Source organism: Nocardia suismassiliense, assembly GCF_900269665.1.
Taxonomy (GTDB): domain Bacteria; phylum Actinomycetota; class Actinomycetes; order Mycobacteriales; family Mycobacteriaceae; genus Nocardia; species Nocardia suismassiliense.
Window position 1 is genome coordinate 6593509 of record NZ_LT985361.1, and the last position, 26977, is coordinate 6620485.

Consider the following 26977-nt stretch of genomic DNA (forward strand, 5'->3'; position numbering starts at 1 on the left):
TGTGAGCGGGGCCACGAACGATCATGCGCGGACGTCGATGCGGTGAGCGTGACGCTTCGCCGCATCGATGTCCTCTGGACAGGGAGCAGATCCGCCGGAGCGGCAAACTGGCCCGCAGCGGCCACAACGGAGCGATGTCGCGTCATACCTGGATCGCGTACACGCCGTGCCCGCCGTACCCATAGGCCCTCTTGTCCGCGACCGCGACCGAACTGCGTGCTGCGGCGGGGTCGCGTTCCCATCGGGTTTCGTCGAGGGCGGTACCGTCCAGGGCGGCACCGATGTGGCATTCCCATCGGAGTGTGCCGGTGGCCGCGTCGAATGCGTGGACTTGGGATTTCCACACCGCGAATACGGTTCCGTCTGCCGCGAAAGGTGCCCCCAAGTGCCCTTTGCCACTGCTATTCGACCATCGCTTCGTGCCGGTTCTGCGGTCGAGGGATTCCAGCAATGTGCTCGGCGCTCCGCCACCGCCATATTCTTCCGGTGCACCGCCGAGGACGATCGCGTTCCCCTCCGGGACGGCGTATTGCCCGGGGTCGGCACCGAATTCGCTGCGGCCGCCGAGAGTCCACAGCGGTTCGCCGGAGGCGAGATCGAAGACCTGGATCTGCGGCTGCTGCAACTTCGAGACAACCACGGTGTCGGCGGCGATGGATGGCCGGGCGAGGGGGTCGTAATCGCTCCGATCACCCACGGTGGCCCGCCACCGTATCGCGCCACTGACGGCATCCAGGACGAAGAGCGAATCGCCTTGGACTGCTGCGATAACACCGTTCCCCGCAGTGAAGTACATGGAGCCGGGGGTGCCGCTGTCAGTCGGAGTCGTCCAGCGTGGGGTACCGCTCTCGGCATCGAGCGCAACGACTTTGAAGCCGGGCAGCGGCCCTTCCGCATAGACATATGGCGGATCGTTTGTGGCGCACAGACTGTAGGTGCCATCGGCGGCTCCGGTCGCCCATCGCCGCGCTCCGGTGGTCGCGTCGAATCCGATCAATGAGCGCTCGCCGTCGACGACAATGGTGCGATCCGCGAGAGCAAGGACCTGCGAATGGCGGCCGCTGAGCTTGCTGCCGATCTCGGCGCTCCACCGCACAGCGCCGGTCGCTGCGTCGAGCGCGTGCAGCCGGTTGTCCTGACCGCACATGTAGACGCGTCCGTCGGCGACTATGGGTGGCGAACCGGCGCTATTGGTGTGGGGACGGATCTTGGATTGCCAAAGGATTTGGCCAGGTCGTGGTTCGGGCTGGGCCTTGGGAGTTTCGTCTTCGGCCGCCAAGAGCTTTACCGCGGCGTAGCCGCCGCCGACGAGAGCGCCGGCGCCGAGCCCGATCAGCCCCTTGGTGAGCACGGTTCTGCGGCCCAGCGAAATGGGGACCGAGCGTGGGCGGAGCGAGTTCGGTAGGACACCCGAAACGTCGGTGGGCAGTGCGACAGGCGCTTGGAACGATGGGGCGGTTGCTTGTTCGAATATCGATGTGGCTTCGAGCTGTCGGAGTATCTGTGCAGTCGTGAGCCGGGCATCAGGATGTCTGGCGAGGCAGCCCGTGATAACAAAGCGGAGTCTGGTTTCGGGTATGCCGGTGAGGTCCGGTTGCTGGGTAGTCACGCGATGTAGGAGTGTCGCAGCGTCGGTGTCGCCGAATGGGGGACGCCCGATCAGTGCGTAGGAAAGCACAGCGCCGGTGGAGAACACATCGGAGGCAGGCCCGCCCGGCTCGCCGGCGAGTTGTTCCGGCGACGTGAACGCCGACGGTGCGGAATGCGGCGTGGAAAGACCGAAATCGATGACCCGGGGGCCGGTTCCGGCGATGATCACCGACTCAGGGGTGATGGCGCCGTGCGTCAGACCCGCGCCGTGGGTGGCGATCAAGGCATGCGTGATACCGATAGCAACGTCCTCGACGGCCGGTAGCGGCAGCGGCCCGTGTTCGGTCGCCAGCTCGCGCAGCGACGGGCCGGTGATGTATTCGGTCGCTATCCACGGCTGCGGAGCTTCCGGGTCCGCGTCCAGGACCGCCGGCGTGAAGTCGCTGTGCACGGTTCGTGCGGCCGCGAAAACACGTGCAAGCTCGGTGCGTTCGCTGATATTGGTTCCGCGGTCCACGTGCACCGTCTGGATGACGACATTGCCGGTTCTGGGGGCACTACCTAGATAGGTATCGCCGCGTGCGTCAGAACCGAGTCTGCCGATCAGCGCGTACGGACCGATCGTTGACGGATCGGAAGCCCGCAACGGCAGCGTGCGCGGGCCGGACGGCGTGGCCGGGTCGGCCACGGATGCCTCGGCTGAGGCCCCGGTCGGCAGCGAAATCGGCGGTGGTTGTGGTCTTTCCCCCAGAGCATTCGGTTGCTGAGCCGCCCGAGCGTGCTGCCAACGTTGCACTTGGCTGATCACTGCTCCGAGGCAGAATGCCGCGACCGCGAGCACACCTGCCCGGATGAATTCCACTGCTATCAGCCCGAATCCACCCACCGGCGCGAACCCGTATATGACGTAATCACCGGTTGTTTCCACCCGCGTTGCAGGGAGGCCCAACACCAACGTGACGAACCCGAGTGCCCACCCGATCAGCAAGAACAACCACCACGCGGTTACCCATCCGCCGGCGCGACGGCCGCGCAGATCCAGCGCGTCCGGCGGTGTACGCGGGTCGCTCGTGCGCCACACATCGGACATGATCGTGTGCGGGAACCAAATATTGACCACCGGACAGAACCAGCCGCCGATCACCCAGCCGATCGAACGCCGATGGCGGGCGGCGCACATCGTTTCGGCATTGCGGCGCGCCCGCCACAACCAGGTGATGACGGTGACTCCTGCGCCGAGTTGCAGGATGGCCGAGATGATTCCGGCCCAGGTGTAGGACTGCCACTCCGTGCGTGGCCCGCCCGGCTGTCTCCAGCTTCTTTCGAAGTCCGCCAGCAGCACCCAGTCGACGATCGCACTGACGAACATCATGATCACGGCCCCCGCGACAAAAGTGATCGCCCATACCCCCAGCATCCCGAACGGACGTATCTGCTTACCGTCGCGCACGATTGGCTGTACCCACCCCATCGACATGTTCCAATCCCTTCACGTCCAGCGTGCCACGCCGGGCCGCTGACTTTTCCGAATATGTTGCCGCTGTACGGCATCGAGTCGAAGCACTCACCATGCGACCAGATCCAGGCCCATGGGCAACGTCGCACCGGCGACTCCTTCGCGGCAACGCTGGCGACGTGCGCAGGGTGTTGGTCATGCCGGACCCGCAACGAGGCAACCCTCGCCCGCATTCACACCGCTGAGGTGTGCGGCCTGGCTCGTTCCATGCGTCGAGTCAAAGGCGCACCGTGTTGCCGGGGCGTATAAAAATTTCGATACGCCGACCATATGCGTCGACGAATAGCATCGAGTCCGTGTGTGTGTCGACGTCATCCGGCCGGATCGATGGCTTTCTTTCACCACCACCTGACCGCACCCGGGATCGGACGATCGCGCTGATAGAACCGGCCAGCGAGCACCTGGCGCCGTGCGGGACGGGCAGTCGGGTGTCGTACCTCGTCACCAGTTCGCCGTTGTCGAAAAGGGACACCGAGGTCGTGCCGTCGTACCAATAGCCCACCGGTACCGCGCGGGTGCCACCGGACACACGGCGCAGCACCTCCTCGCGTGTGCCCTCGAAAAGATGAAGAACTTCCTCGATGCCGAACGCCCAACCGCCGTGGGTTCCCACGCGGACCACCGGCAGCAGCACGCCCTGTATTGCTGCTTACTGCGCGCTGGTCAATCGACCGGAGCGGTTGCTGGACAAGGCCTTCCAACGCGCAGCTGTGTGAGCGGGGCCACGCTGGATCATGCGCGCACGGCGATGATCAAGCCGACGCCGGGGTTGTCCACCGGACGGTCGAGCGGTGCGACGAGCTCGGCCCAGCTGCGGAAGGTGGTGTGCCAGCCGCGGTCCGCGAGCCATTTCTCGGCGTCGGGACCCAAGCCCGCGAGCCGGTCTTCGCCCTCGTGCCCGGCGCGGACCAACCGGCGCAGTTCGCTGTACTGGGCGGGGTTTTCGTCGACCGCGAAGCGGAGGACGTCGAAACGGCTTGCCGGAGCGGAGAGTTCGGTCAATGTTTCGGCGAGCCGCAGGGCATGCGCGCGGGACAGGTATCCGAGCACCCCTTCGTCGACCCAGTGCGTCGGGACGTCGGGCTGAAAACCGTTCGTGCGCAGCGCTGCTGCCCAGTCGCCCCGCAGGTCGGCGGCAACCACCCGGCGATCGCAGGTCGGTACGGCACCCGCCAGGACCGGCTCCTTGAACGCGAACAGCTCCGGCAGATCGATCTCGAAGAAACGAATGTCGGCAGGCAACCCCAATCGGAATGCCCGCGTATCCAATCCGGCGCCGAGCACCACGACCTGCCGGCAACCCTGCGCCACCGCCTCGGTCACTTGATCGTCGATCAGCCGGACAGTAACCGTGCGACCCTCGAAGAACGTGTCGGCCAAGGCTTCCAGCTGTGTCCACCGCTGCGCGCCGTCCTCGGTCGCGGCGAAACCGCGGCGCGCGGCCGCGACGAAATCCCGCGCCAGCGGATCGTTGTACAGCCGGTCCGGCCGATCCGATTCCCGCACCCGGATGACCGCGACTCCTATCGCCGTCATCGCGACCCCCGCCATCGGCGCTTCCGGTCTCGCCTCGCTCATCGTCTTCTCCCCTTCGTGACAGCTTGCCCCGCCAGTTAAGCGAATGGCGGGCGGCTGCGCCCGAAGATCACGACCACCACGTCCGTCTGGTGCATCAGAATTCTTCGCAGTGTGATCCGTTCGAGGTATCCGGAACGGTGCGGAATGCGACAACAGTGAATGGCCAGGTCGCCGTATCGGCGACCTGGCCATTCACTGGGAATCACGTACGGGTAACTCGTTGCCGACCATTCGGCTCGTGCGACGTAGTAATTGCCCGATCTAGAAGTTCGACACCAGCTCTAGCGGCTCGAAGGCTCAGGCAACGACCACTGCGAATCGCCGATCAGGGCAGGACCTGCGGAATCACATCTGGGGCAACCGCACCCAGGATCGCACCGATCACCGCGGCGAACACGACGTAGCTGATCCCGCTGGCCACGATGCAGGCGAAGTAGCCGATGATGAAGGCAAGCACGGCGGGAATGCACAGGATTGCGGCGATGCCGAGGCCGGTGAGCGCACCGGCCGCGAGGCCGTTGGCAACCGGGTCGTGATTCCGCGCGTCCGGGTTGGTCGCGATGGGCTTCAGATCACCGGTGGCGGCGACGTTCTTCAGCTCAGCGTCGACCTCCGGGGTGATCAACGGGGTGACGACCAGCGTCTTCCCGTCCGGGGAAATCTGCGGCGCCAGCGAAATCGCATTGCCCGCAGCCGTCTTCATCGACATCGGAAACTCGGTGACCTTCGCACCAGTGGCGGACTCCACGTTCACCACCGACGAATCCGCGGTCAAGGTGAACTTGCCACTGTTCAGCACGGTGGAGATGGACTTCAGGTCAGCGGCCGTGGTGGTCTTGAATTCGACGCCCTGCTCGTTACCCGACGCCGACAGGCTGTCGGCCCAGCGTGTCTGCTGCGCGGTGTAATCCGTCGCGGACGCCGTACCCGCGTTGGCGAGTGTCGCCACCACCGCGAAGGGCAAAACTACGGCGAGGACCTGACGGCCTGCACGCATGACAGTCTTACGGAACATATTGATATCTCTCCCGCCCCCGATCCCCACGGAACGCCTTGTCCCCCAGCCGAATCGAAGAGTTGATGTTGATCGATCGAGATATTCATATCCGACAATCGGCAGAAAACGGAGAAATGTGACGAGCGCCACGTTTGATTCCGAGTGGCCTCACTCTTCGGGGTGTTGGTTCCGCAGCCTGCCGACGGCTCGATGCAAGACATCCGAATGGAGCTAGCACATATGTTCGATTCGGGGTAGATTCGCTGGCATGTCGACACCGCTGCAGGGATCGCTGCTCGACGGGTTCGGTGACACCGAATTCGGGTCGCTTCGCGCCGCGCGGCGCACGGTGCTGGACCACGGCGCCTGGGTGGACGTGCTGCCCGGGTGGCTGTCGGGCGCCGACGCGCTGTTCGACCGGCTGGTCGACGATGTGCCGTGGAAGGCCGAACGGCGGCCGATGTACGACCGCGTGGTGGATGTGCCGCGGTTGCTCAAGTTCTACGAGGAGCACGAGCCGCTGCCCGATCCGGCGCTGGCCGACGCTCGACAGGCGTTGAGCGAGCACTATCGGCGCGAACTCGGCGAGCCGTTCCGCACGGCGGGGCTGTGTTATTACCGCGACGGACAGGACAGCGTCGCCTGGCACGGCGACAACTTCGGCCGCGGCGCGACCCAGGACACCATGGTCGCGATCGTATCGATCGGTGCGCCGCGGGCACTGCTGCTGCGCCCGCGCGGGGGCGGCGAGAGCATTCGATATCAGGTGGGGCACGGCGATCTGCTGGTGATGGGCGGCTCCTGCCAGCGCACCTGGGAGCACGCCGTGCCGAAAACGCGGAAGCCGACCGGGCCGCGGATCAGCATCCAGTTCCGCACCCGCGGCGTGCGCTGAAACCGTGCGCGCGGCAAGCCTTGACATGAACCATTGTTGAGGTTGGAGGCTGATTCCCATGAGCACGGAGACCTTTCAGCCGCCCCTGGTCAGCGATACCAGCGTCGACCACACCACCGATATCGCGGCCATCGAGCAGATCATCGGCAATGTCGAGACCGCGTACAACACCAACGACGCCGAATTGATGACCGCCGACTTCACCGCGAACGCCACGGTCGTCAATGCGGTGGGGGCACTGATGACGGGACGCGACGCGCTGCTCGAAGCGAATCGTCGTGGGCTGGCCGGTTTCCTGAAGGACCAGTACGTCCGCTACGAGATCACCGACATCACCTTCCTGCGCCCCGACGTGGCGCTCGCCCACAAGGTGGCGCGGGCGACCACGCCCGACGGCGAGCTGATCGATATCGACCACGCGATGATCGCGCTCTATGTGCTGGTCAAAGAGGACGGCCGCTGGTGGACCGCGGCCAGGCAGAACACCCTGATCCCCAAGGCCGAATGACCACCTCCCCCAACGGCGCAGCGCCGCAACAGCACCGAGGGGTGCGGCGCTGCGCCGGATCCGTTGGCCCAGCACTGTGCCTAGTTCGGCGCGGGTTCGGGGAGGCGCGGGAGGCGGTTACGACGCAGGGCTGCGGCGTGGCACCAGATGGCGTGTTCGTCATCCTCGGTGATGGGTCCATGGTGATCGGGCCCGAGGATGTCGATGCGGGCGCGACGGGCGGTGGTCACCCGACTGCGGTAGTCCCGGAAGATCTGCACCTCACCGTTGTTCTCCGGGTAATCCAGATAGTGATAGTCCATGCCGAAGTAGTCATAGGTGCCCAGAGTCGCGAGAGACTGCGCCAGCTCACGCAATTGGTCGGCGGCGCCGAAAAGGGTGACCAGGCCGCCGATCCGATCCACCCGCAGCCAACCGGTGGGCTGCGGCAGGTAGCGGTCGAATCGTTCGCTCACGTCCTTGGCACGCCACGCCAGCTCCTCCTCGACCGCTCCGTTCAACCCGAAGGTCTGCCAGCGCACGGTGCCTTCGGAACGTTCACGGAACGGCAACCGCCGCCGCAAGGCCACCGCCGCCGCCCTGGTGAAGACGGTCAGCTCGGACGGCACGAACACGATCGGATCCGACGGCGCCCCGTCGAACGGATTCGAGTCCAGCTGCGCGGGATCGAGCACGACGAGGGTGCCCGGCCGCCGCTGATACGCCAGCCCCCACACCAACCGCGCGAGCACCCGCGCACCGCGCCAGTCGGTCAGCACATGCCAGGTGTCGTGAAAACGGTTGGTGGCGAAGCGGAAATCACTGCCGGGGCGCAGGCTGACGACGGTGTACACCCGTCCGTCGAGCACCATCGTGCGCCGATGCAGCTTCAGCATCTCGTCGGTGGCCGAACGGTGTCGCGGCCGCTTGTCTTGCGCGGCCACGTGTACCTCCGGTTCCTGCCTCGCGTTCCATTCAGGACACCACGGCGCTACCGGCGGCGGCAACGGATTTTTACCGCGACGCCGAGCGCGGTGCGCCGTTAGATTGACAGCATGAGCAATCCTGGGGCGGGGGTCTTGGCCGTGATGCCGCTGCATACGATCAGCGAGGTCTACGGCGAGGCCGGGCTGCGCGAACGATTACTGCTGGAGATCGCGGACCTGCCGGACGCCGACCGGCTCACCGACGCGCTCGACCTGGCCACCGAACTGCACCGCGACGACCGCTACGGACGCGAACCGTATCTCAATCATCTACTGCGCGTGGCCATTCGCATCATCAGCCACTACCGGGTCCGCGACGGCGATCTGGTCGCCGCGGGCCTGCTGCACGATGCCGTCGAGGATCATCCGGTGGAACTGGCCGGCGACCGGCCGGGACCGGCCACCGCGGCGGCCCTCGCCGAACTCGCCGACCGCTTCGGCGAGCGGGTGGCCGAACTGGTCGCGGCCGTCACCAATCCCGAACCGGACCCGTCGATCGACCGGCACCTGCAATACCGCGAACACGTTGCCGCGAATCTCGAGCAGTCCCCGTGGGCCCGGATCATCAAACTCTCCGACTTCACCGACAACGGAGTGGGCATCCTGTACGCGACCGAGCCCGCCATGCACAAGCTCGCCGCCAAATACCGTCCACTGACCGCCATCTACCGTGACCTCGTCACCCGAGCGGACACACCCCTGGACGACGAGGTGAAGCAGCACATCCTCGGCCAACTCGACAGCGCGGACGAACGTTTCGACGCCATCCTCGCGCCCGAGTGAGACCGGCGGCGGGTCTCGTCCTTTCGAATGACATCTGGTCCGCCGGGTCGGCAAGGTAGACCACTGATGGCATCGTGAGGCGCATGCGACTCCGAAAGACCGGCAGCCTCCTGCTGGTAACGGGACTACTGGTGTACGCCGCCGCGGTGGTGACGCTGATCGCGACGGGGCACACGATGATGCGGGTCTCGGCCACCTCCGACGACACCGTGGCGCTGTGGATCGCCGGCCTCACGGTGGCCGGCGGGTTGGCGGTCGCCTGGCTGGTGCCGCCGAAGCGACGCGACGACATCCTCTTTCCGGCCGCCGATCCACGTGCGGTCGAACGTCAGGCGTGGTGGCTGTTCGCGCTCGGGCTCGCCTTCGCGGTCGGCTTCTACCTCTCCCCCGGCGGCGATCTGTGGTTCGTCGGCCTGAAACTGCTTCTGCTGGTGGCCGTTCCGCTGCTGTTCCGGTTGGTGGCGGGGCGCGAATGGTATCGGGTCGACACACAAGGCCGATGGCTGCGGCCGATGCTGGCGGTGGTGACCTTCCTGGCCTTGTTCACGCTCTTCGGACGGCCCTACAACGGTGCGCCACCGGATCTCATCGCGGTGGTCGCAGTGTTCTTCCTGAACGCGGTGCTGGAGGAGATCTTCTACCGGGTCTGGCTGCAGACCAGGCTGGAAGCCACTGTAGGACGCTGGCCCGCGATAGTGGTCTCCTCGCTGATATTCGCCGCCTGGCACGTAAAGATCCACGGCGGCAACGGTTTCGGCATCGACCTCGCCGCCACCTTCGTGCACGTCGGCAGCTACGGCCTGTTCCTCGGTTACCTGTGGTCGCGGTACCGGAATCCCTGGTTGCTGTTCCTGGTGCACGGCATCATCAATCTGCCGATCGCGATGATTGCCGCAATGCTCTAGCGCACAACATGTTTCAAGGTCGACATGTTTCAGGGTCGGCGCAGTACCGATTCGACCAGTTCGCGCACGGCGCCGAGCAGCCGGTCGGTCTCACCGGAGCGGACCATGGTCGGCACCAGTTCGCCGCCGATCGTGGCGAGCAGCAATCTGCCGACCACCTGGGCGTCGACATCGGGGCGAGCTTCGCTCAGTAGCGCGGTGATGTGGTTGTCCCAGAACGCGTGGAACTCCCCGGTGCGCGGGTGCGGCGGCACCGTGCGATAGGCGACCATCAACTCCGAGTTCTCGATCACCAGGCGCGTCATCGCGTCGAAATAGGCGAGCAGTCGCGCGTCGGCCGGCGCGCCGGGCCCCAGGGGCGGCGGGCCGCTGGTGATGGCGTCCATCAAGGTGAGCGCGCTCTCGGCGACCATCTCGTGCAGCAGCCCCGCGCGGTTACCGAACCGGTGAAAGATGGTGCCCTTCCCCACCCCCGCTGCGGCGGCGACCCGGTCCATGGTGATCGCCTCGGCGCCGTGTTCGGCCAGCAGTGCGGTCGTAGCGTCGAGAATCGCACGCCGGTTGCGCGCGGCGTCGGCCCGTTCCTTCGGACGCCCGTCGGTCATCACACCCGCTTTCATTGACAAACTTGACCGCCGGTCCATATCGTTGCAGAAGTAACTTGACCGATAGTCAACTTATGGAGTTTGCGATGAAAGCAATCGTAATGACGGGGACCGGCGGACCCGAGGTATTGGTCCCCGAGGAGGTTGCGCCGCCGCAGGCCAGCGCTGGTGAGGTCGTGATCCGCGCCGAAGCCATCCCGGTCCTGTTCCCGGAGACCAAGCTGCGCTCCGGGGAGTTTCCGCTCGGGGTCGAGCCGCCGCTGGTCTTCGGATTCCAGGCAGCCGGTGTGGTGACCGAAGTAGGGACGGACGTGGATCCCGCACTGATCGGACACCGGGTGACGGTGGCCACCATGGGTTTCGGTGCCTACGCCGAATTCGTCAGCGCTCCAGTCGGTTCCGTAACACTCATCCCGGACGGCCTGTCCTCGGTGGACGCGGCGGCGGTGCTGATGAGCGGGTCGGTGGCGCTGCCACTGCTGGAAACGGCCCGGCTCTCCGGCACCGAGACGGTGCTGATCGAAGCCGCCGCAACAGGTATCGGCAGCTACCTCACCCAGCTCGCCAAGGAGTACGGTGCCGCCCGCATCATCGCCACGGCGGGCGGACCCGCCAAGATCGAGCAGGCCCGCAAGCTCGGCGCCGACGAGGTGGTCGACCACAACGGCCCCGACTGGCCTCGTCGATTGCGCGAAATCCTCGGCGGCACAACGCTCGACGTCGTCTTCGACTCGATCGGCGGCAGCACGGCCCGCGACCTCCTCGACCTCATGACACCGCTGCACGGCCGCATGCTCAGCTACGGCTGGCTCTCCGGCGCCCCCGCCCAACTGACCGCCGCCGACCTGATCACCCGCGGCCTGACCCTCACCGGTTGCGCCGGCCCCACCTGGCTGGCCCGAGTCACCGCCGCCCACACCGCAACCCTGGACCGCGCCGCCGCGGGAGGTCTGGATCCGCTGGTCGAGACAGTGCTGCCGCTGGACCAAGCAGCGCACGCCCACCAGCTCATTGAGAGCCGCACACCACTGGGCAGGATCATTCTCCGCCCGGACCACGAGTCGTAGAGGGCTATTACCCCGTCAGCTGGGGGCGCGGCGGGCGAAGTCGGGGGCGTGCTCGGGGAGGATGCCGCGGGCGATCAGGAACGGAGGGATGCTGCGCACCACGGGGATTCGGCGCAGCACGCGGACCGGCAGTGGGGCTTGCGGGGCGTTGGCGATATTGATGCCGCCCTGGAGCGCTGGGCGGAGCACCCGGGCGTGCAGGATCCGTTGCAGGCCTTGGGTTACCACGGTCGGCAGGGTGCGGCGGCGCTGCACCTTGGCCAGGTCGCGGGTGCTGACGGATTTCGAGAGCAGCGGCGCGGCAAGGATTCTCGCGGCCGCGACGGCGTCTTGGACGGCCAGGTTGATGCCGACACCACCGACCGGGGACATGGCGTGCGCGGCATCGCCGATGAACAGCAGTCCCCCGGTGTACCAGGTGGTCAGCCTGTCGAGCTGGACGTCGAGCAGCTTCACCTCGTCCCAGCTGGTGAGCGCGTCGACCCGGTCCTTCAACCACGGCACCGAGTCGGCCATGGTGCGCATGATCTCCTCGACCGGCCCGCGCCGCGCCGCCGCGTCGGTGCCCTTGGCGATGAGGGTGCCGCACTGCCAGTAGTCGCCGCGGTCGAGCAGGACCGCGGCACGATGCGGGGTGACGATCGGCACCCCGCCGGCGGGGTCGGTCTCGTTGCGCGGAAAGTGGAACCACCACACATCCATCGGCGTCGGCCAACTCTGCGACGCCAAGCCTGCGGCGGCACGTAGCACCGACCCTCGCCCGTCGCAGGCGACGGTGAGGTGGGCGCGGATCTCCCCGGTGCCACCGTCCGTGGTCCGATAACCGACGCCGGTGACCTTGCCGTCCGACCGAATCAGCTCGGTCGCTTCGGTATTCATCCGCAGCTGGAAGCTCGGCTCCTGTTGGGCGGCGCGCGCCAGCAGGTCCAGCAGATCCCACTGCGGCACCATGGCGATGTACTTGTGCTTGCCGGGCAGGTCCCGCAGCAAGGCGACGGTCTGCAATCCCGAAGCGGTGGCCAGCTGTATCTGTTCCAGTTTGCGCGACGGCAGTTTCGCGAATTCCGTACCGAGCCCGAGCTCGTCGAGCAGGTCGAGGGTGGTGGGATGCACGGTGTCGCCGCGGAAGTCGCGCAGGAAGTCTTTGTGCTTCTCCAGCACGGTCACCTCGACGCCGGCCCGCGCGAGCAGCAGTCCGAGGATCATCCCGGCCGGCCCACCGCCGACCACCAGGCAGGTCGTATTCTCCATCGACTGTCCCTCCTCGGTCAGTGCCGCAAGGTCTCGCCTGTACTGGAAATGCTACTGCCTGTGGCTACGCACCGGGCCGAGATGCACTGTGGCGGATCGAAACTCACCGTTCAGGATGTGGACTCCTGCCGCAGGATGAAGAAGTACGGCTCGGCCAACCCGCGCATATCCATCACACCGAGCAGCGTGTGCGCGTCGACCCGCCGGAAGTGATCGATGATCGGCAGGTGGTCGTAGATCATCGCCGCGCTGAGCACGCCGCGATACTCGACATTGCGCAAACGCGCTGTCGGCCGGTGCGTTTGGAAGGCGAACCGTAGGTAGCCGAGCATTTTCTTCCCGGCTCGCATGCCCGCCATCGGCACGCGCCCCGCGAGACCGAGCGGCACCCGCCGGGGATCCACCGGAAACACCACGCCGTCGGCGGCGAACAGCAGCGGATGCACGGTATCCGCGTCGTCGAACTGCTTGCCGTACCACCCCGACGCGACCAGCACTCCGGCGAACGGATGCCCGGTGTCCAGCTCGTCGCCTTGCCAGCGTCCGGTGGTGATCTCGGCGACCGGCGCCGCGGGCAGGCTGTCGAAGTACGCAGAGGCCTGCTCGGGGGTGCAGCGATGAGCGCGCAGTGCCGCCAGCTCGGCCGCCGCCGTTCCGTTCGTATCGGCCATGTCCGGTCTCCTCACTGTTGCGATGATGCAACGCTAACTCTATCTCTGTGTCTGAGCCGCCCAGGTGCGCAGGGCGGAACAGGACTGGTCTGTCGGGTTTATCCGTTGTGCCGCTGCACGAATCGCCGGGCACAGCGACTGGCAGACGATTACTCTGAAGCCGTCTGTCGGGGCCCGCGGGGTGGAAAGAGAGCGCAGATGGGGCGTTTTTCAGCGCAGCTGCGAACCGATCTCGAGTGGATCAAATCCAATGCGGAAAGCGTGGTCGCGGTGGCGCTAGCCGTGACCATGAGCGTATTAGGCCTCGTCGACGTGATTCCCACCGATCTGGTCAGCAAAGTCATTCCGCTCACGCTCGGTGTGGTCGCTTATGCGATGCTCCGGGACCGGTGGCGCCAGGAATCGGTGAACGCGGAGATCAGGCAGACGATCACCGAGGTCGCGGGCACTCTGCGCGAGCTGCATGATCGGGTCGCCACCCTGACACCCGTCGAAGGCGTGCTGGAACGAACCCAGCGCACGCTCGACGACCTGGCCGCCGTGCGCTTCGCCGTGGGCACCGAGGTCTCGGAGGCCCTGGCCAAGGCGCGGCAGGGCACCGAACGCTGGACGTTCAAAGGTGGCACCGGCGCGCACACGCGCGTGGTGACGCTGCCGGACTGCCTGAAACAGGCCCATCACGACGGCCGGGATTTCCACGCGCGCATCGAGATTCTCGATCCCACCGATCTCGATGTCTGCCAACGCTATGCGGCGCTGTATCGCACGCTGGCCGAGGGCGAGAACGACGACGCGCTCACCTGGACCGGCAAGGGCACCCAAATCGAGTTGTACGCAACGATTCTCGCGGTCTGCTGGTACAAACAGCGGCTGCGCCAATTCCTCGATATCGAGATCGCGCTCACCTCGAGTGTGTCGATGTTTCGCTGGGATATGTCCTCGCGCTATCTGATCGTCACCCAACGCGGACCGCGCTTTCCGGCGATGATCGTGCAGCGCGGCCAGCCTTATTACGACTCGTGGCGCACCGAGTTGCAGACCAGTTTCCACGAATGCCGACGCGTGCCCATCGAACGAGCGCCCCGGGTGCCGCTCGATCAGGAGCCGACCGTCGCGGAGGTACGCACGCTGTTCGAGGTCCTCGGCCTGGACATTCCCGACGATTACGACGACGCCGACGTCCAGGTGATCATCGAAAAGGCGCTGCGCGACAGCAATCCGTTCCTGCGCGGCGCCGGGGACAATCTGGCGCGCGGCGTCGCCTAACTCAGAACGGCGCGTCCAGCGGTATCTGTCCGACCTCGGGCAGATACGGATCCAGCTCCCCGGATTCGAACCGCGCCATGCCGATCACATGCCAGAACTGTCCCGCGGTATTGCCCTCGAACTTGTACCGCCCGTCGGGAGCCAGCGCCGCCCACCCCTCGGACAGTCCGAGTAGTTCCGCGCGAATGGTGGGCGCCGTCTCCGGATCCGGATAGTCGCCGCCCGGCACGGTCCACAGGATCGTATTGCCGTCGTCGCCCCCGCTGGCCAGCAGCCGCCCGGACGGGTGGAAGGCCAGCGACCACACCTGCCGCTTGTGCCCCTCCATGGTGTGCAGGTGACGCCCGGTTGCCATGTCCCACAGGCGAACCACCAGATCTTCGCCGCCGGTGGCCAGGATGCCGCTCTGCGGGTCGACCGCCGCCGCCCACACTCGGCCGGTGTGCCGGGTGAGCTCGTGCAGGCAGGCCCCGGAGTCGGCGTCCCAGATGCGCACCGTCTTGTCCCAGGAGACACTGGCCACCCGGTCACCGTGCAGGACCACCGCGTAGACCCGATCGCGGTGCCCGTGCAGTTCACGCAGCAGCCTGCCGGATTCGACATCCCACAGCCGCACCACCGCATCGTCGCAGCCGGTGGCCATGGTGGCGCCCTCGGCGTCGAAGGCGATGGACCGCACCCGTCCGTGGTGCTGCGAGCACACCATGTGCAGCGCGCCGGTGGTCCGGGACCAGATGATCACCGTGTCGTCGTCGTTGGCGGTGGCCACGTACTGATCCGTGGGATCGAAGGCGATCGCCCAGACCGGCGCGGCCTCGACATTGATGTGCCGCTGGAACAGGCCGGTGTCGAGGTTGAGCAGACTCAACCGCCCATCGTTGCCGACCACCGCGAGCTGCTGCGGCTGCACCGGACTGAACAGCGCCGTCTCGAAGGTGATCAGCCGGTCCTCGCTGCCGGCCAGGCGCCGGATCTGCTTGGCCGTCACCGGATCCCACAGCCGCACCACACCGTCGTTGCCGCCGGCCGCGAGCAATGTGCCGTCCGCGTTGAACGTCACCGACCGGACCTGGCGGCCGTGCCCGGTCAGCACGTGCCTGGACCCGCCCGTCACGGGATCCCAGAGCCGCGTGGTGAATTGGTCGTCGGTGACCGCGAGCTGCCCGCCGTCCGGCCGGAAGGCGAACGGCCAGATCGAGCCGGTGTGCGCGGTGATCCGGTGCCGCAGTTCGGCGGTCGCGCTGTCGCGCAGCGTGAGCAGACCCGCGCTGTCACCGGCGGCCAGCAGGTCACCGGTCGGATCGAAGACCACCCAGTAGATGGCCGCGTTGTGATCGGACGGCGCGTGCCGTACCTGACCGGTCTCGACATCCCAGATGCGCAGTCCGCCATCGGTATCCCCGCTGGCCAGCAGCGGCAACCGAGGATGGAAGGCCAGCGTGTACACCCGACCGGTGTGCCCGGGCAGCTCACGAACCAAGGTGCAGCGCACCGGATCCCAGAGCGCGACCAGGCCACGGACATCACCGACCGCGAGCAGATCGCCCGCCGGATTGAACGCGATCCGGAACACCGAACCCGGCGCGCCGACGAATTTACCGCGCTCCCGGCCGGTTTCGGCATCCCACAGCCGCACCACACCGTCGCGATACGCGGCGGCGACCACACCGTCGTGAAAAGCCAAGCTGTAGATCAGCTCTCGGCTACCGTCCGCAGGAACGCATTCGTGCCGCAGGTCACCGCCGGGCAGCGACCACAGCCGCAGCATGCCCTCGGCATCGCCGGTGGCCAGCAGATCACCCGCGCGGCTCAGCATCACCGGCCACGGCCATTGGCTGTGGCCGTGCAGGATTCGGCGCAGCTCGCCGGTGGTTACGTCCCAGAGCCCGACGGTGCCGTCGCTGGACCCGCTGATCAGCACGGCCTCGGTGTAGGCGACCGCGAACGAGCGATTGCGGTGACCCTGCAGCGTACGCAGCGGCAGCCCGGTCTCGGAGTCGCAGATCAGCACGCCGCCGTCATCGCTGCCGATGGCCAGGGTGCCGCCGTCCGGGCTGTAGGCGACCGGCTGCGGCAACCGGCCGTGCCTGGCATGGAATCCGTGCCGGACACCGATTGCCGCAGGGGCGAATTCGGTCCTGGCCTCCGAGCCGGGCACCAGGGCGGCGCCGCGCAGATCGGTGCCCGCCGGGGTGCCGACGACATCGAGCAGCGCCGCACGATTCCAGCGACTACCCGGCGCACGAGACCCGGTCAGGTCCGCGCGGGCCAGCCGCGCCCTGGTGAGATCGGCGTCGGTGAGGTCGGCGCCGACCAGGCTCGCCTCGTCCAGGCGGGCGCCGACCAGCCGGGCGCCACGCAGGATCGCGCGGTCCAGGTTCACGCCGACCAGCCGGGCGCCGGACAGATCCGCGCCGGTCAGGTCGACCTGCTGCATGTCGCGATAGGACAGGTCCTCCCCGGCCAGCACCGCGCCGCGCAGGTCGGCGGTGGGCGCGGTGCGCAGCCGGGTGGTCAGCCGGATCGCGTTGGTCCGGGAGACCTCGTCGGCGGCCGGATCGTCGAGCACGCCGTCGGCCCAGGTACGCGCGAACCGGATATCGGCCAGGTCGCACAGGAAATCGATGGACAGCTGGGACAGCGGGGCGTGCCCGAGCTGCGGCGGTGCGGCGACCCCCGCGGCGAACTGTTCGGCGATGTGGTTGGCCACCAGCCATTCCGGCACCGACGAGTGGATGAAGCCGAACAGGTTGTCCTCGGTCCGCACCAGCAGGCTGCCAGAGCCGATGGCGTGCGTGGACTGCTGCACCGACATCCGATTGGCCCCGGTCATCTCCACCAGATGCTGTGCCACCTCGGTCAATTCGGCCAGCCGCAGGTACGGCTCGCCGGTCTCCCAGATGCGCAACGCGAATTCGGTGACCGCGAGCCACAATTCGTGCAGACCGAGACCGGGCAGCGAGCCCGCCGTCGCGGCGGTGCGATCGGCCTCGTAGGACAGCCAGGATTCGAGGATCTCCCGATACAGTCCGGCCGCGCCGACGGTCTGCTGGGCGCCTGCCGCGGCCCGCAACCGCCGTTCGTCCAGATCGGCGATGAAGCTCAGCATGCGCGGGTTCTGGGCCAGACCCAGCAGGTCCTGGATGCCGGTGATCAGCCGCATCCTGGCGTCGGCGCGCGACACGTCGCCGCCGTAGCGGTTGGTGAGGAAGGCGTGCACCTGCGCGGGCGCGAACTCCTCGATGCTGAGGATCTGCCGGTCCTGGAGCAGCCCGACCCGCTCCCCCAACGCGGTCAGCACCTGCGCGCGGGACTCGAAATGCTGAGTGCGGCTGGCCACAATGATCTTCGCCTTGCCGACCGCGGCCTGCAGCAAGGTTTCCAGATGGTCGGCGGCGAACTCGTAGCTGATCCGGGTGACGAGTTCGTCGAAGCCGTCGAACAGCAGCACCACCCGGCCCTCACGGAGCATGTAGCGCAACGCTTTCAGGTCGATCCGGTCCTCGCCGTGGTTGGCCAGGTGCGCGGCGACCAGCGCGTCCACCGAATGCGTTTTGTCGAGGGTGCGCAGGTCGATCAGGATCGGGATCAGCGCGGGCATCGTCTCGGTGATGCGGCGGGCCACCTCGTGCAGCGCGAAGGTCTTGCCGCGACCGAAATCGCCGAGCACCAGGACGAATCGGCCGTGATCGACAGCTACCAGGCGCAGCAGTTCGGCGGCGAGATCATTGTGCACCGGTTGTTCGCCATGCTCCAGCAGCCGGAAACGCTGCGGCACATAGAGATCCGGCGGGTAGCGGCGGTCGGTGCGCAAGCGCTCCACCTGCTTGGCCAGGTACTCGTCCAGGTCGAGCAGGCCCTGGAACTCGGTGAAGCTGCGCACCCGCAGGCCGTGGCTGGCGGCTTCGTCGCGCAGCGAACGCGGCGGCGGCGCACCGCGATAGACGAGTTCGGAGCCGTATTCCGGGTCGTGGCCGAGGAACTCCTCGACCACCCGCCTGGTCATGTCGCCGACGTGCACGCCGACGCGCCACTGCGCGGTCACCTCGTCGCGCTGATGGGTGAGCAGCAGGTGCGGCGGGTCGGTCTCCACGCGACGGATCTTGGCCTCCGGATACCGGGTTTCGCACACCTCGACCACCCGTTCCAGCAGCCGGCCGTGCGGGTCGAGCACGGCGGGAGCTTCCAGGGCGGCGGGCTCGGTGAGCTCGTCCGGACCGGTGAGCTCGGCCGGGGCGTCCGAGGCCAGTGCCGCAACGGCATTCGTCCACGGCTCGGCCAGGCGGGCGGTGGGTTCCGCGGGATCCTTTGCGGTCGCGGAGAAACGGGCGAGGCCCTCGTGGGTCAGCTGGATGATCTCGTCGCGGCCGGCCGCGGCCCCGGGGATGACGGGCAGCCTGCCGTCCAGCCGATCCAGGTGCGGCCCACCGGGACCCGGGCCGTGCAGCAGCAGGTTCAGTCGGCCGCCGAGCAGCCGAGACAAGGTGTCCGCGTCGCGCAGCAGCGCGGGATCACGGGGCGAGGCGGCCGGGCCGGGCAGCGGGTCGTGCCGGACCACGCCGAGGCGGAGCCAGCCGCTCTCCTCGAACTGCCGCAGGCGCTCGGCGAACCAGGCGGCCTGGGGTTCGCCGATGCTGCCGTAGTCGTCGTCGGGCAGGTGCGTCGCCGCCATGGTCGAGTTCAAACCCGCGACCACCACCCGCAATTCGGGGATCGGGAACAGCGTCCACGGCTGGCCGACGTCGAACACCAGATGGTCCAGGCCCTGGTACAACTCGGCGAACAACCGCGCGTACTGCTCGAGCTTCGGAAAGTACGGCGGCTGCGGTTTGCGGTCGCGCGCTTCGCAATTCAGGAAGTAAGCGTGGCAGGCCACCTTGGAGACGTCGTGATTGCCCGGCACCACGACCAGCCGGTCGGGTTCGAGTCCGAGCAGCACACGCAACCCGGTCAGGAAGGTGAGGGCCTCGTCCACCTCGCGCGGACGGCCGGATTCGGTCACATCGCCGGTCACCACGATCAAGTCGGGCTTCGGCACACCCTGACCGACCAGCTGGGTCACGTTCGCGTAGATGCGCGACTGGAGTTCACGAGCGGTGCTCGGCTCGTCGGCCGCGAACAGACCACGCCCGAAGCGCGGACCGGCCACGTGCAGCACGCTCACTCCGGAGCGGTGCTCGTCCCGGTGCTTGCCACCCGGAAAGGCCGGGGCCGCAACGGGAGTGCGCCTGCTCATCGGGGACTCGACGGTGCCTGCCGGGTCCTCCTCGCCGTAGCGGTCTGGTAGCGCGCTGACACCGAGTTCGTTCGGGAATCGAGGTTCGAGCTGCGGTTTGCCCCGGCCCGCGAGCAGGTGCCGCACCCGCTCCAGCAGGATGCGGCGGGCTTCCTCGTCGGTCGGCACACCCACCAGGTCGATGTAGGTGATGGTGGCGAGCAGCCCCTCCAGCGCGCAGTCCGCGACGCGGATCGGCAGCAGCTTGCCGGGGTCGGTGCGGAACGCGGCCTGCCATTCCATTGTCCCGTAACGCGATTGGAGGTAGTTCTCGGAGAGCACCGCGAGCACGACGGTCGAATCGCGCACGCCGCGGTCCATGAAGTCGATGAAGTTGGTGCCGGGCACGAAGTCCCAGGCCTGGATCAGGGTGCGATATCCGGCGCTCTCCAACTGCCAGGCCAGCCACGTCGCCCATCGTTCGTCCGCCGGAGAATAGCTGATGAAGAAGTCTCGTGCCCGCCCACCCTGCTGTGTCACGCACCCAGTATGGCCCAGGCCAATAGCATGGCAGTTGTGCCCGAACAGGTCGACTCCTCCGAACGGAACCCTCCGGCGAGCGCCGCGGCGTCGGCCGAACGCCTGCACTGGGGTTTGAGCGTGCTGGACTGGGTCCGGATCGGGCTGCTGCTCGCCGGGCTGTTGTGCGTGCTCACCGGGCTGTTGCCGCGCGACGAGGCCGCGGACAACATGCGCAGAATCGGCCCGCTGCTGCTGTTTCTCGGCAGCGTGATCGTGCTGGCCGAACTCACCCGTCAGGCCAAGGTGTTCGACGTGATCGCGCACCGGCTGGCCATTCTCGGGCGGGGCTACTATCCGGCGCTGTTCGTGCTGTGCGTGCTGTTCGCCTCCGCCACCACAACACTGTTGAACCTCGATACCACGGCCGTGCTGATCACCCCGGTCATGCTCGCGCTGGCCGCACCGGCCCGCATTCCACCGCTCCCGCTGGCCATCACCACCATCTGGCTCGCCAATACGGCCAGCCTGCTGCTGCCGGTCTCCAATCTGACCAATCTGCTCGCCGCCGATCGGGTCGCGCTGACGGCGACCGAGTTCGCCGCGAAAATGTGGGCGCCGCAGCTGGTTTCGCTGGTGGCGACGATGCTGTGCCTCTGGGTCTGGTACTGGCGGCGCGGACGCCGCGACAACGACCGCTACCTGCCGCCCGAGCCGATCCGGCCGCAGAATGCGAAGGAACGGGTGTTGATGTACACCACGGCGGGGGCCTGCCTGCTGTTCATCTTCGCTATTCCGTTCGTCGGCCACCGCATCGGCATCGCCGCGACCATCGCCGCCGCCATCGCGGTGCTCGCCTTCGCCGTCTTCGACCGCTCGTCACTGCGCTGGGCGCTGTTCCCTTGGCGGCTACTGGTTTTCGTCGTCGGCCTGTTCCTGGTGGTGCCCACCCTCGGGCGCCTCGGCCTGTCCGATCTGATGCACACGTTGATCGGGTCCGACTCGGGCGCGGCCGGTGCCTTCCGCGCGGCGGGCGCGGGCGCGACGCTGTCGAACATCGCCAATAATCTGCCCGCCTACACCGCGGGCGAAGCGGTCGTGCCGCCGGAGAACCACAATCAACTGCTGGCCTTGCTCATCGGCACCAATATCGGCCCGATCGTCACCCCGTGGGCCTCACTGGCAACACTGCTCTGCCTGGAATTCTGCCGTACACACAACGTTCGGGTCCCGATGCTGCGCTTCGTGCTGACCGGACTCGGGCTCGCCGTCGTCGGCACCACCGGCGCTGTCGCGGCCCTGCTCGTCTTCGGCTAGTCGGGTAATCCGGTGACGGTGACCTCAGCCGCGGACTTCACCAGGAGCGTCAGTTCGGGAATCATCTCGGCACTGCCTGCGATGAAATCCACTTCGCCGACGGGTAATTCGAGGCGCTCGTCGAGGGTGGTGCCGTCGAAGTCGGTGAGGTGCATACCGGATTCGCGAGCGAGCAGGGCGCCGGCGGGGAGGTCGATGAGGCCGGCGCGGTAGCCGACGAAACCGTCGATGTCACCGTTGCTCAACATGACCCAGCACAGCAGCGGGGACCAGAGTTGGATCAGGCGGCGAGACGCCGACTCCAGGGTGAGGCGCAGGGCGCGGGCGGTCGGGTCGGCGCGGGTGACCGGGTAGCCCTGGAGCCATGCGAGCACCGGGGCGGCCGCGGGACGGTGCGCCGGATGCCACAGCGGGCCGTTCGGGCCGAAGGCGCCGCGGCCGCGGACGGCGGTCCAGGTGTGGTCGGCGATCGGCTCGTGCACCACGCCGAGCACCGGTGTTCCGTTGTGGCACAACGCGATACCGACCGTACAGACCGGTAGGCCGATGGTGATGTTGTTGGTGCCGTCGAGCGGGTCGACGACCCAGCACCAGGTGTCGTCGGTGCTGTCGAGCACGCCGGACTCCTCGGCGAGGATGCGATGGTCCGGGAAGACGCGACGCAGATGGCCCAGGATGATCTGCTCCGCGCGCAGATCCAGGTCGGTGACCACGTCGCCGGTTGCGTCCTTGGTGTGCACGGTCAGCGCGCCGAGCAGCCCGGCCCGGATCGCGTGACCCGCTTCGACCGCCGCAGTGACGGCCACCTCGGCCGCAACATCGAGCAAGGTGTCCGGGAGTACCAGGTTCATTACGTTGCCCGCTCGCATCGGTTCTCCAGTTGCTTCCGTAGCGGCTGATCCCGCAGGTGGGCCAGCACGGTGTGCGCGGCGCGCCGGGTCTCGGTGGGGGTGCACAGCGTGCGGTGCACCCAGTGGTCGCTGGTGGCGATCGTACCGAGCGACAGGTCCGGCCGGTCCCGATTGTCCTCGCCGAGCACGACCGTCGCCGCCTCGCCGTGCACATCGGACACGTGGAACGCACCGTTCGGAAGGGTGTATACCTCGCCCGAGTGGAAGTATTCGCGCGAGCGGGTCCGGTAGCTGACCAGACGCTGGGTCGCCCGCACCAGGTCACCATCGGCGGTGCTCTGGATCTCGAACAGGCGATGCGTGGGTCGGGCCGGCGCACTGTCTATCTCGATGATCTCGTTGCCGACGGTGCCGTACAGCACGGTGCTGAGCAGGTCCCAGCTGTGCGCGTGCACCTTCGAGGTGGTCGAGTCGTCGCGCACGCCCTCGGTCCAGACGTGCACGCAGATACCGAGGCCGCCGCCGCGCCACGCGGGAAAACACAAGAAGCCCAACGGATGCCGGACCGCGGACAGCTCCGAGCTACCGTCGACGACACCCGCGAGCACGTCGCGGGCCCAGCGGCGCACCGCGGCGCCGGTGGCATCGGAACCGATCAACGTGCGGACGCGGGCATATTCGTTCACTAATACGGGTTCCTCGGCTGGAGCGCGCGACGCACGATGTCGGCGACGTCGCGATCGGTGAAAGCGGCCGGGAGTTCCAGCGAGAGCAACTGGAACAGGCTGCGGACCTGGTCGACGGTCGGCTCGTCGGACAGCGGCAGTTCCTCGCTACGGCTCAGCGGGACCTGCTTGGTCTGCTTGAAGCTGGCGACCAGTTCGCGGTTGAAATCGCGGTAATACGGTTTGTCCCGCTCGAACATCAGCGCGGGCGTGTTCGGATTGTCCTGGGTGACGATCACGCAGCTGGACGACAGATCCCAGCGGAACGTCGTCATCACCGTCGACAAGCCGACGTCGATGGTCAGGAAGGTGAACCGCTGCCGGTACCAGCAGGCGGCCAGCACGGTAGCGAAGGCTTCCTTGCGGGTGCGTTCAGTGGTCCACGACTCGCCCGTGCGGTCGGCCTCGGGCGACAACGACGAACGGAACTGGGCGTAGGTCTTGCACAGCGCTTCGTTGGTCGGGTCGAGAATCTCCAATTGCACACGCAGCGGGCGTTGTTCGCGCCGCGCGTTCTCCACACACTCACGCAGCGTCACCGCGCGGATGTAGGTTCCGGTGCCGCCCTTGAAGATCCACTGCTCGGTGCCGCGCCTGGCGAGCGTGTGCGCGTGCCCGATCTCCGGACCGTACAGCAGCTGCACCGAATTCGCGTCGCGCACAGCCTGAGCCGACAGGTGCCGATCGCGCAGCAGCGTGGTCGCCAGCAACGCGAGCACCAGCAGCACCGCGGCGTTGACGTTGTCCACGCTGATCACGTCGAGGACCGCGAGCAGGCCGACCACCACGGCGAGCACCAACGCGACCACACCGTCGACGTTGTTACGCAACCAGATCAGCAACCGCCCCATGCGGCCCTCCCCTCTATTCCCCCCAGGATAGAGGCAGGCGTCGACCCGTCGCGAAAGAAAGCGGAAGTCGTGTGAGGTGCTCCAGCCCACATCCGGTCCCCTTGACCTCGAGTGCGGTTGAGGAAACAGGATGGGAACCGGTCGCCGAGCACTCGGCGGCAGCAGGCCCGGATGCCTCGGCATCCCGCTCCCGCCGGTCCCGTACACCCCCGGCGGGAGCGCAAGGGTCACGCAACGACTTACCCGCTGGCGCGGATTCGGGACGGGCGCGCAAAATGCAACAGCCGCACGCTTTCTGATTTCACGCATACCGAATCGCATGCGATTCGGTATGCGCCTTGTCAGAAGGTGTGCGGCTGGTCGTTAGTTGGGGGTGGTGGGTTCCCACTCGTGGACGGTCACAATCGAGGAGCCGGTGGTGTGCACCGGGTCGGCGAACGCGAGTTCCGTTGCGATGTCGAGGTTTTCGGCGGTGATGAAGTACGCCCCACCGGTGCCGTCGGTGAAGCGGGCGCTCTCCACCAGTTGACCGCGCTCGCTCAGCTGCTTCAGGAAGAGCTTGTGCGGCTCGATCACGGCCGGGTCGAAGCGCGGCGTGCGCATCGCCAGGACCAGGTACTTCTTCACGCCTCGGCCTCGGGGCGTGGGGCCCGGGTGGCGGCCGCCGCGGCCCGCACCTGGGGCGCGCCCAGCACGACCTGGCCGAGCACGCCGTTCACGAACGACGGGGAGTCGTCGGTGGACAGCTCCTTGGCCAGCTCCACGGCCTCGTCCACCGCGACGACCGGCGGAACATCGTTGGCGTGGAACAACTCCCACACCGCGATCCGCAGAATGGCGCGGTCGACGGCGGGCAGCCGGGACAGCTCCCAGTCCTTGAGGTAGGACTCGATGGTGCCGTCCACCCGGTCGAGGTCGTCGGCGACGCCCTCGACCAGCGTGTGCGTGTAGGCGTGCACCGGCGCGACCGCCTGGTCGCGGGCGGCCAGCTCGACCCGCTCGTCGAGCAGGTCGGCCGGGTCCACGTCGCGTGCCTCTGCCTCGAAGAGCAGATCCACGGCCCGGCGGCGGGCTTTGTGCCGCGTGCCGAGCTTCTTGAACGACTTTTTGTCTAACGGCTGTTCAGCCACAGTCACCATTATCCTGACGCCGCGCGGCGATCAGGCGTTGACTCGGCCGAGGTAGCTGCCATCACGCGAGTCGATGCGCAGCTTGTCGCCCGTGTTGATGAACAGCGGGACCTGAACCTCGGCGCCGGTCTCCAGCGTGGCGGGCTTGGTACCGCCAGTGGAGCGGTCGCCCTGCAGGCCGATGTCGGTGTGCTTGACCTCGAGCTCGACGGTGACCGGGAGCTCGACGTACAACGGCGCGCCTTCGTGCGTGGCGACCTGCACGGTCATGTTCTCCAGCAGGAAGCGCGCACCGGGACCGATGGTCGCCTCGGTGATGGAGATCTGGTCGAACGTGACGCCGTCCATGAAGACGTAGTCCGAACCGTCGTGGTACAGGTAGGTCATGTCGCGGCGGTCGACCGTCGCGGTCTCCACCTTGACGCCCGCGTTGAAGGTCTTGTCGACGACCTTGCCGGACAGCACGTTCTTCAGCTTGGTCCGCACGAACGCGGGACCCTTGCCCGGCTTGACGTGCTGGAATTCGACGATCTGCTGGAGCTGACCGTCGATCTTCAGCACAAGGCCGTTCTTGAAGTCGCTGGTGTCCGCCACTGTCCTCGGATCTCCTAATTCGTAAACAACATGGGGGTCGACCGACGTCAATCGACGACGGTCAGGTCTTTGCTGGTGTTGGTGAGCAACTCCGGGCCCCCTTCGCGCACCACGAGCGTGTCCTCGATCCGGACCCCGCCGCGGCCGGGAAAGTACACACCGGGTTCGACGGTCACCGCCACGCCAGCAAGAAGTGTACCGGTTCCGTTTTTCGCAATGCCCGGCGCTTCGTGGATCTGCAATCCCACCCCGTGCCCGAGGCCGTGCACGAACAGCTTGCCGTGTCCGGCCGCCTCGATCACCGCGCGAGACGCCGCGTCCACGTCGGCGACCTTCACTCCTGGACGCAGGGCTTCCCGCCCCGCCCGCTGCGAGGCTTCGACCAGCTCGTACACCTCGCGTTGCCAGTCGCTGGGGGTGCCGAGCACGAAGGTGCGGGTCATGTCCGAGTGGTAGCCGCCGACCGTCGCGCCGAAGTCGAGTTTGACGAAATCACCGGCGGCGAGCACCGCCTCGGTCGGCCGATGATGCGGGACAGCCGAATTCACGCCGGTCGCGACGATGGTCTCGAACGACACCGCGTCGGCGCCGTGCTCGTACATGGCCCACTCCAGGTCCCTGGCGACCTGTCGTTCGGTGCGGCCGGGGCGCAGCAGGCCGCGTTCCAGCAGCGTGGCGAGTCCGGCGTCGCCCACCGCACAGGCTGCCCGCAGCTGGGCCACCTCGTAGGCGTCCTTCACCATGCGCAGTTGCTCGACCAGGCCGGGTGTGGGGACGAAATCCAGGCCGGTGCGTTGCTCGACGAAGCCGCGATGTTGCTCGACGGTCACGATGTGACTCTCGTAGCCGACGCGGCCCAGCTGCCATTCCCCTGCCAACTCGAGGATCCGTCGTGCGGTAGCCCTGGCGATCTCGGCGCGTAGATCCGGGACCTGCTCGGCGACCTGGGTGCGATAGCGCCCGTCGGTGCCGATCACCGTGCGCTCCTCGGCATTGCGCATGTCCCAGGAGTGCACGAGCAGCGCCGCGTTGGATCCGGTGAACCCGGTCAGATATCTGAGGTTCACCAGATCGGTGACCAGCAGAGCGTCGACCCCGTTCTCCACCAGCAGGCTCCGCAGCGCGCCACGCCGCGCGGCGTAGTCGGGCGCCTGGCCCACGTGATCAGCACACATGGT

At 67.2% G+C, this 26977-nt stretch carries 23 protein-coding genes; 7 read left to right on the forward strand and 16 right to left on the reverse strand.

The features are described 5' to 3' along the window. Positions 1-142 precede the first annotated feature (142 nt). The 4 genes from DBO33_RS29250 to DBO33_RS29265 all read right to left on the reverse strand — a co-directional run bounded on the left by DBO33_RS29250 (position 143) and on the right by DBO33_RS29265 (position 5699). On the reverse strand, positions 143-3061 hold the full coding sequence (locus DBO33_RS29250) for an outer membrane protein assembly factor BamB family protein (protein WP_159080590.1): 2919 nt from the start codon (positions 3059-3061) through the stop codon (positions 143-145). Between the two features lie 262 nt (positions 3062-3323). Then, positions 3324-3740 carry a hypothetical protein gene (locus DBO33_RS29255; protein ID WP_107657947.1) on the reverse strand — a complete coding sequence of 139 codons (417 nt, stop codon included), beginning with the start codon at positions 3738-3740 and terminating at the stop codon, positions 3324-3326. Between the two features lie 98 nt (positions 3741-3838). Beyond that, positions 3839-4684, reverse strand: coding sequence for an SAM-dependent methyltransferase (locus tag DBO33_RS29260; protein WP_234391102.1), 846 nt, complete (start codon positions 4682-4684; stop codon positions 3839-3841). 325 nt (positions 4685-5009) lie between these two features. Beyond that, positions 5010-5699 (reverse strand): hypothetical protein, encoded by a 690-nt coding sequence (locus DBO33_RS29265; protein ID WP_107657948.1) that lies wholly within the window; start codon positions 5697-5699, stop codon positions 5010-5012. A 250-nt stretch (positions 5700-5949) separates the two neighbouring features. On the opposite strand from DBO33_RS29265, the gene DBO33_RS29270 reads away from it, so the two are divergent. Beyond that, complete coding sequence (locus DBO33_RS29270; protein ID WP_107657949.1) at positions 5950-6576, forward strand: alpha-ketoglutarate-dependent dioxygenase AlkB; 627 nt, start codon at positions 5950-5952, stop codon at positions 6574-6576. A 58-nt stretch (positions 6577-6634) separates the two neighbouring features. Next, a complete protein-coding gene (locus DBO33_RS29275) occupies positions 6635-7084 on the forward strand; it encodes an SgcJ/EcaC family oxidoreductase (RefSeq protein ID WP_107657950.1) in 450 nt (149 codons plus the stop codon). A gap of 80 nt (positions 7085-7164) precedes the next feature. On the opposite strand, the gene DBO33_RS29280 is transcribed toward DBO33_RS29275, so the two are convergent. Further along, positions 7165-8007 (reverse strand): hypothetical protein, encoded by an 843-nt coding sequence (locus tag DBO33_RS29280; RefSeq protein ID WP_107657951.1) that lies wholly within the window; start codon positions 8005-8007, stop codon positions 7165-7167. 111 nt (positions 8008-8118) lie between these two features. On the opposite strand from DBO33_RS29280, the gene DBO33_RS29285 reads away from it, so the two are divergent. After that, complete coding sequence (locus tag DBO33_RS29285) at positions 8119-8832, forward strand: HD domain-containing protein (protein ID WP_107657952.1); 714 nt, start codon at positions 8119-8121, stop codon at positions 8830-8832. Between the two features lie 83 nt (positions 8833-8915). Then, complete coding sequence (locus DBO33_RS29290; RefSeq protein ID WP_107657953.1) at positions 8916-9737, forward strand: CPBP family intramembrane glutamic endopeptidase; 822 nt, start codon at positions 8916-8918, stop codon at positions 9735-9737. A gap of 29 nt (positions 9738-9766) precedes the next feature. Here DBO33_RS29290 and DBO33_RS29295 read toward each other — a convergent pair whose 3' ends face one another. After that, positions 9767-10357 carry a TetR/AcrR family transcriptional regulator gene (locus DBO33_RS29295; RefSeq protein WP_407670543.1) on the reverse strand — a complete coding sequence of 197 codons (591 nt, stop codon included), beginning with the start codon at positions 10355-10357 and terminating at the stop codon, positions 9767-9769. A 71-nt stretch (positions 10358-10428) separates the two neighbouring features. On the opposite strand from DBO33_RS29295, the gene DBO33_RS29300 reads away from it, so the two are divergent. Next, entirely contained in the window at positions 10429-11409 is a 981-nt protein-coding gene (locus DBO33_RS29300; RefSeq protein WP_234391103.1) for a quinone oxidoreductase family protein, read from the forward strand. Between the two features lie 15 nt (positions 11410-11424). Here the strand turns inward: DBO33_RS29300 and DBO33_RS29305 are convergent, their stop codons facing one another. Continuing rightward, positions 11425-12660 carry an FAD-dependent oxidoreductase gene (locus DBO33_RS29305; protein ID WP_107657955.1) on the reverse strand — a complete coding sequence of 412 codons (1236 nt, stop codon included), beginning with the start codon at positions 12658-12660 and terminating at the stop codon, positions 11425-11427. A gap of 110 nt (positions 12661-12770) precedes the next feature. Next, positions 12771-13331 carry a DUF4334 domain-containing protein gene (locus tag DBO33_RS29310; RefSeq protein WP_107657956.1) on the reverse strand — a complete coding sequence of 187 codons (561 nt, stop codon included), beginning with the start codon at positions 13329-13331 and terminating at the stop codon, positions 12771-12773. A gap of 198 nt (positions 13332-13529) precedes the next feature. On the opposite strand from DBO33_RS29310, the gene DBO33_RS29315 reads away from it, so the two are divergent. Further along, the gene (locus DBO33_RS29315; protein ID WP_107657957.1) at positions 13530-14597 is read left to right on the forward strand and encodes a hypothetical protein; all 1068 of its coding nucleotides are present in this window, start codon (positions 13530-13532) and stop codon (positions 14595-14597) included. A gap of 1 nt (position 14598) precedes the next feature. Here DBO33_RS29315 and DBO33_RS29320 read toward each other — a convergent pair whose 3' ends face one another. After that, positions 14599-20352, reverse strand: a complete 5754-nt coding sequence (locus tag DBO33_RS29320) for a WD40 domain-containing protein (protein WP_107657958.1) — start codon at positions 20350-20352, stop codon at positions 14599-14601. Between the two features lie 27 nt (positions 20353-20379). Here DBO33_RS29320 and DBO33_RS29325 point away from each other — a divergent pair, with 27 nt between their 5' ends. After that, positions 20380-21648, forward strand: a complete 1269-nt coding sequence (locus DBO33_RS29325; protein WP_107660679.1) for an ArsB/NhaD family transporter — start codon at positions 20380-20382, stop codon at positions 21646-21648. Here DBO33_RS29325 and DBO33_RS29330 read toward each other — a convergent pair. The 7 genes from DBO33_RS29330 to DBO33_RS29360 all read right to left on the reverse strand — a co-directional run bounded on the left by DBO33_RS29330 (position 21645) and on the right by DBO33_RS29360 (position 26974). After that, positions 21645-22517 carry an inositol monophosphatase family protein gene (locus tag DBO33_RS29330; RefSeq protein WP_234391104.1) on the reverse strand — a complete coding sequence of 291 codons (873 nt, stop codon included), beginning with the start codon at positions 22515-22517 and terminating at the stop codon, positions 21645-21647. The two genes, DBO33_RS29325 and DBO33_RS29330, sit on opposite strands and share 4 nt — an antisense overlap. Continuing rightward, entirely contained in the window at positions 22499-23185 is a 687-nt protein-coding gene (locus DBO33_RS29335; protein ID WP_107657960.1) for a hypothetical protein, read from the reverse strand. The genes DBO33_RS29330 and DBO33_RS29335 overlap by 19 nt, the downstream gene beginning before the upstream one ends. After that, positions 23185-24075 carry a hypothetical protein gene (locus tag DBO33_RS29340; RefSeq protein ID WP_107657961.1) on the reverse strand — a complete coding sequence of 297 codons (891 nt, stop codon included), beginning with the start codon at positions 24073-24075 and terminating at the stop codon, positions 23185-23187. Before DBO33_RS29340 ends, DBO33_RS29335 begins: the two co-directional genes overlap by 1 nt. A 363-nt stretch (positions 24076-24438) precedes the next feature. Next, complete coding sequence (locus DBO33_RS29345; protein ID WP_107657962.1) at positions 24439-24702, reverse strand: YciI family protein; 264 nt, start codon at positions 24700-24702, stop codon at positions 24439-24441. After that, complete coding sequence (gene nusB, locus DBO33_RS29350; protein WP_107660680.1) at positions 24699-25205, reverse strand: transcription antitermination factor NusB; 507 nt, start codon at positions 25203-25205, stop codon at positions 24699-24701. Before nusB ends, DBO33_RS29345 begins: the two co-directional genes overlap by 4 nt. 30 nt (positions 25206-25235) lie before the next feature. Beyond that, positions 25236-25799, reverse strand: coding sequence for an elongation factor P (efp, locus tag DBO33_RS29355; RefSeq protein WP_107657963.1), 564 nt, complete (start codon positions 25797-25799; stop codon positions 25236-25238). A gap of 47 nt (positions 25800-25846) precedes the next feature. Continuing rightward, on the reverse strand, positions 25847-26974 hold the full coding sequence (locus tag DBO33_RS29360) for a M24 family metallopeptidase (protein WP_107657964.1): 1128 nt from the start codon (positions 26972-26974) through the stop codon (positions 25847-25849). Between the last annotated feature and the right edge of the window lie 3 nt (positions 26975-26977).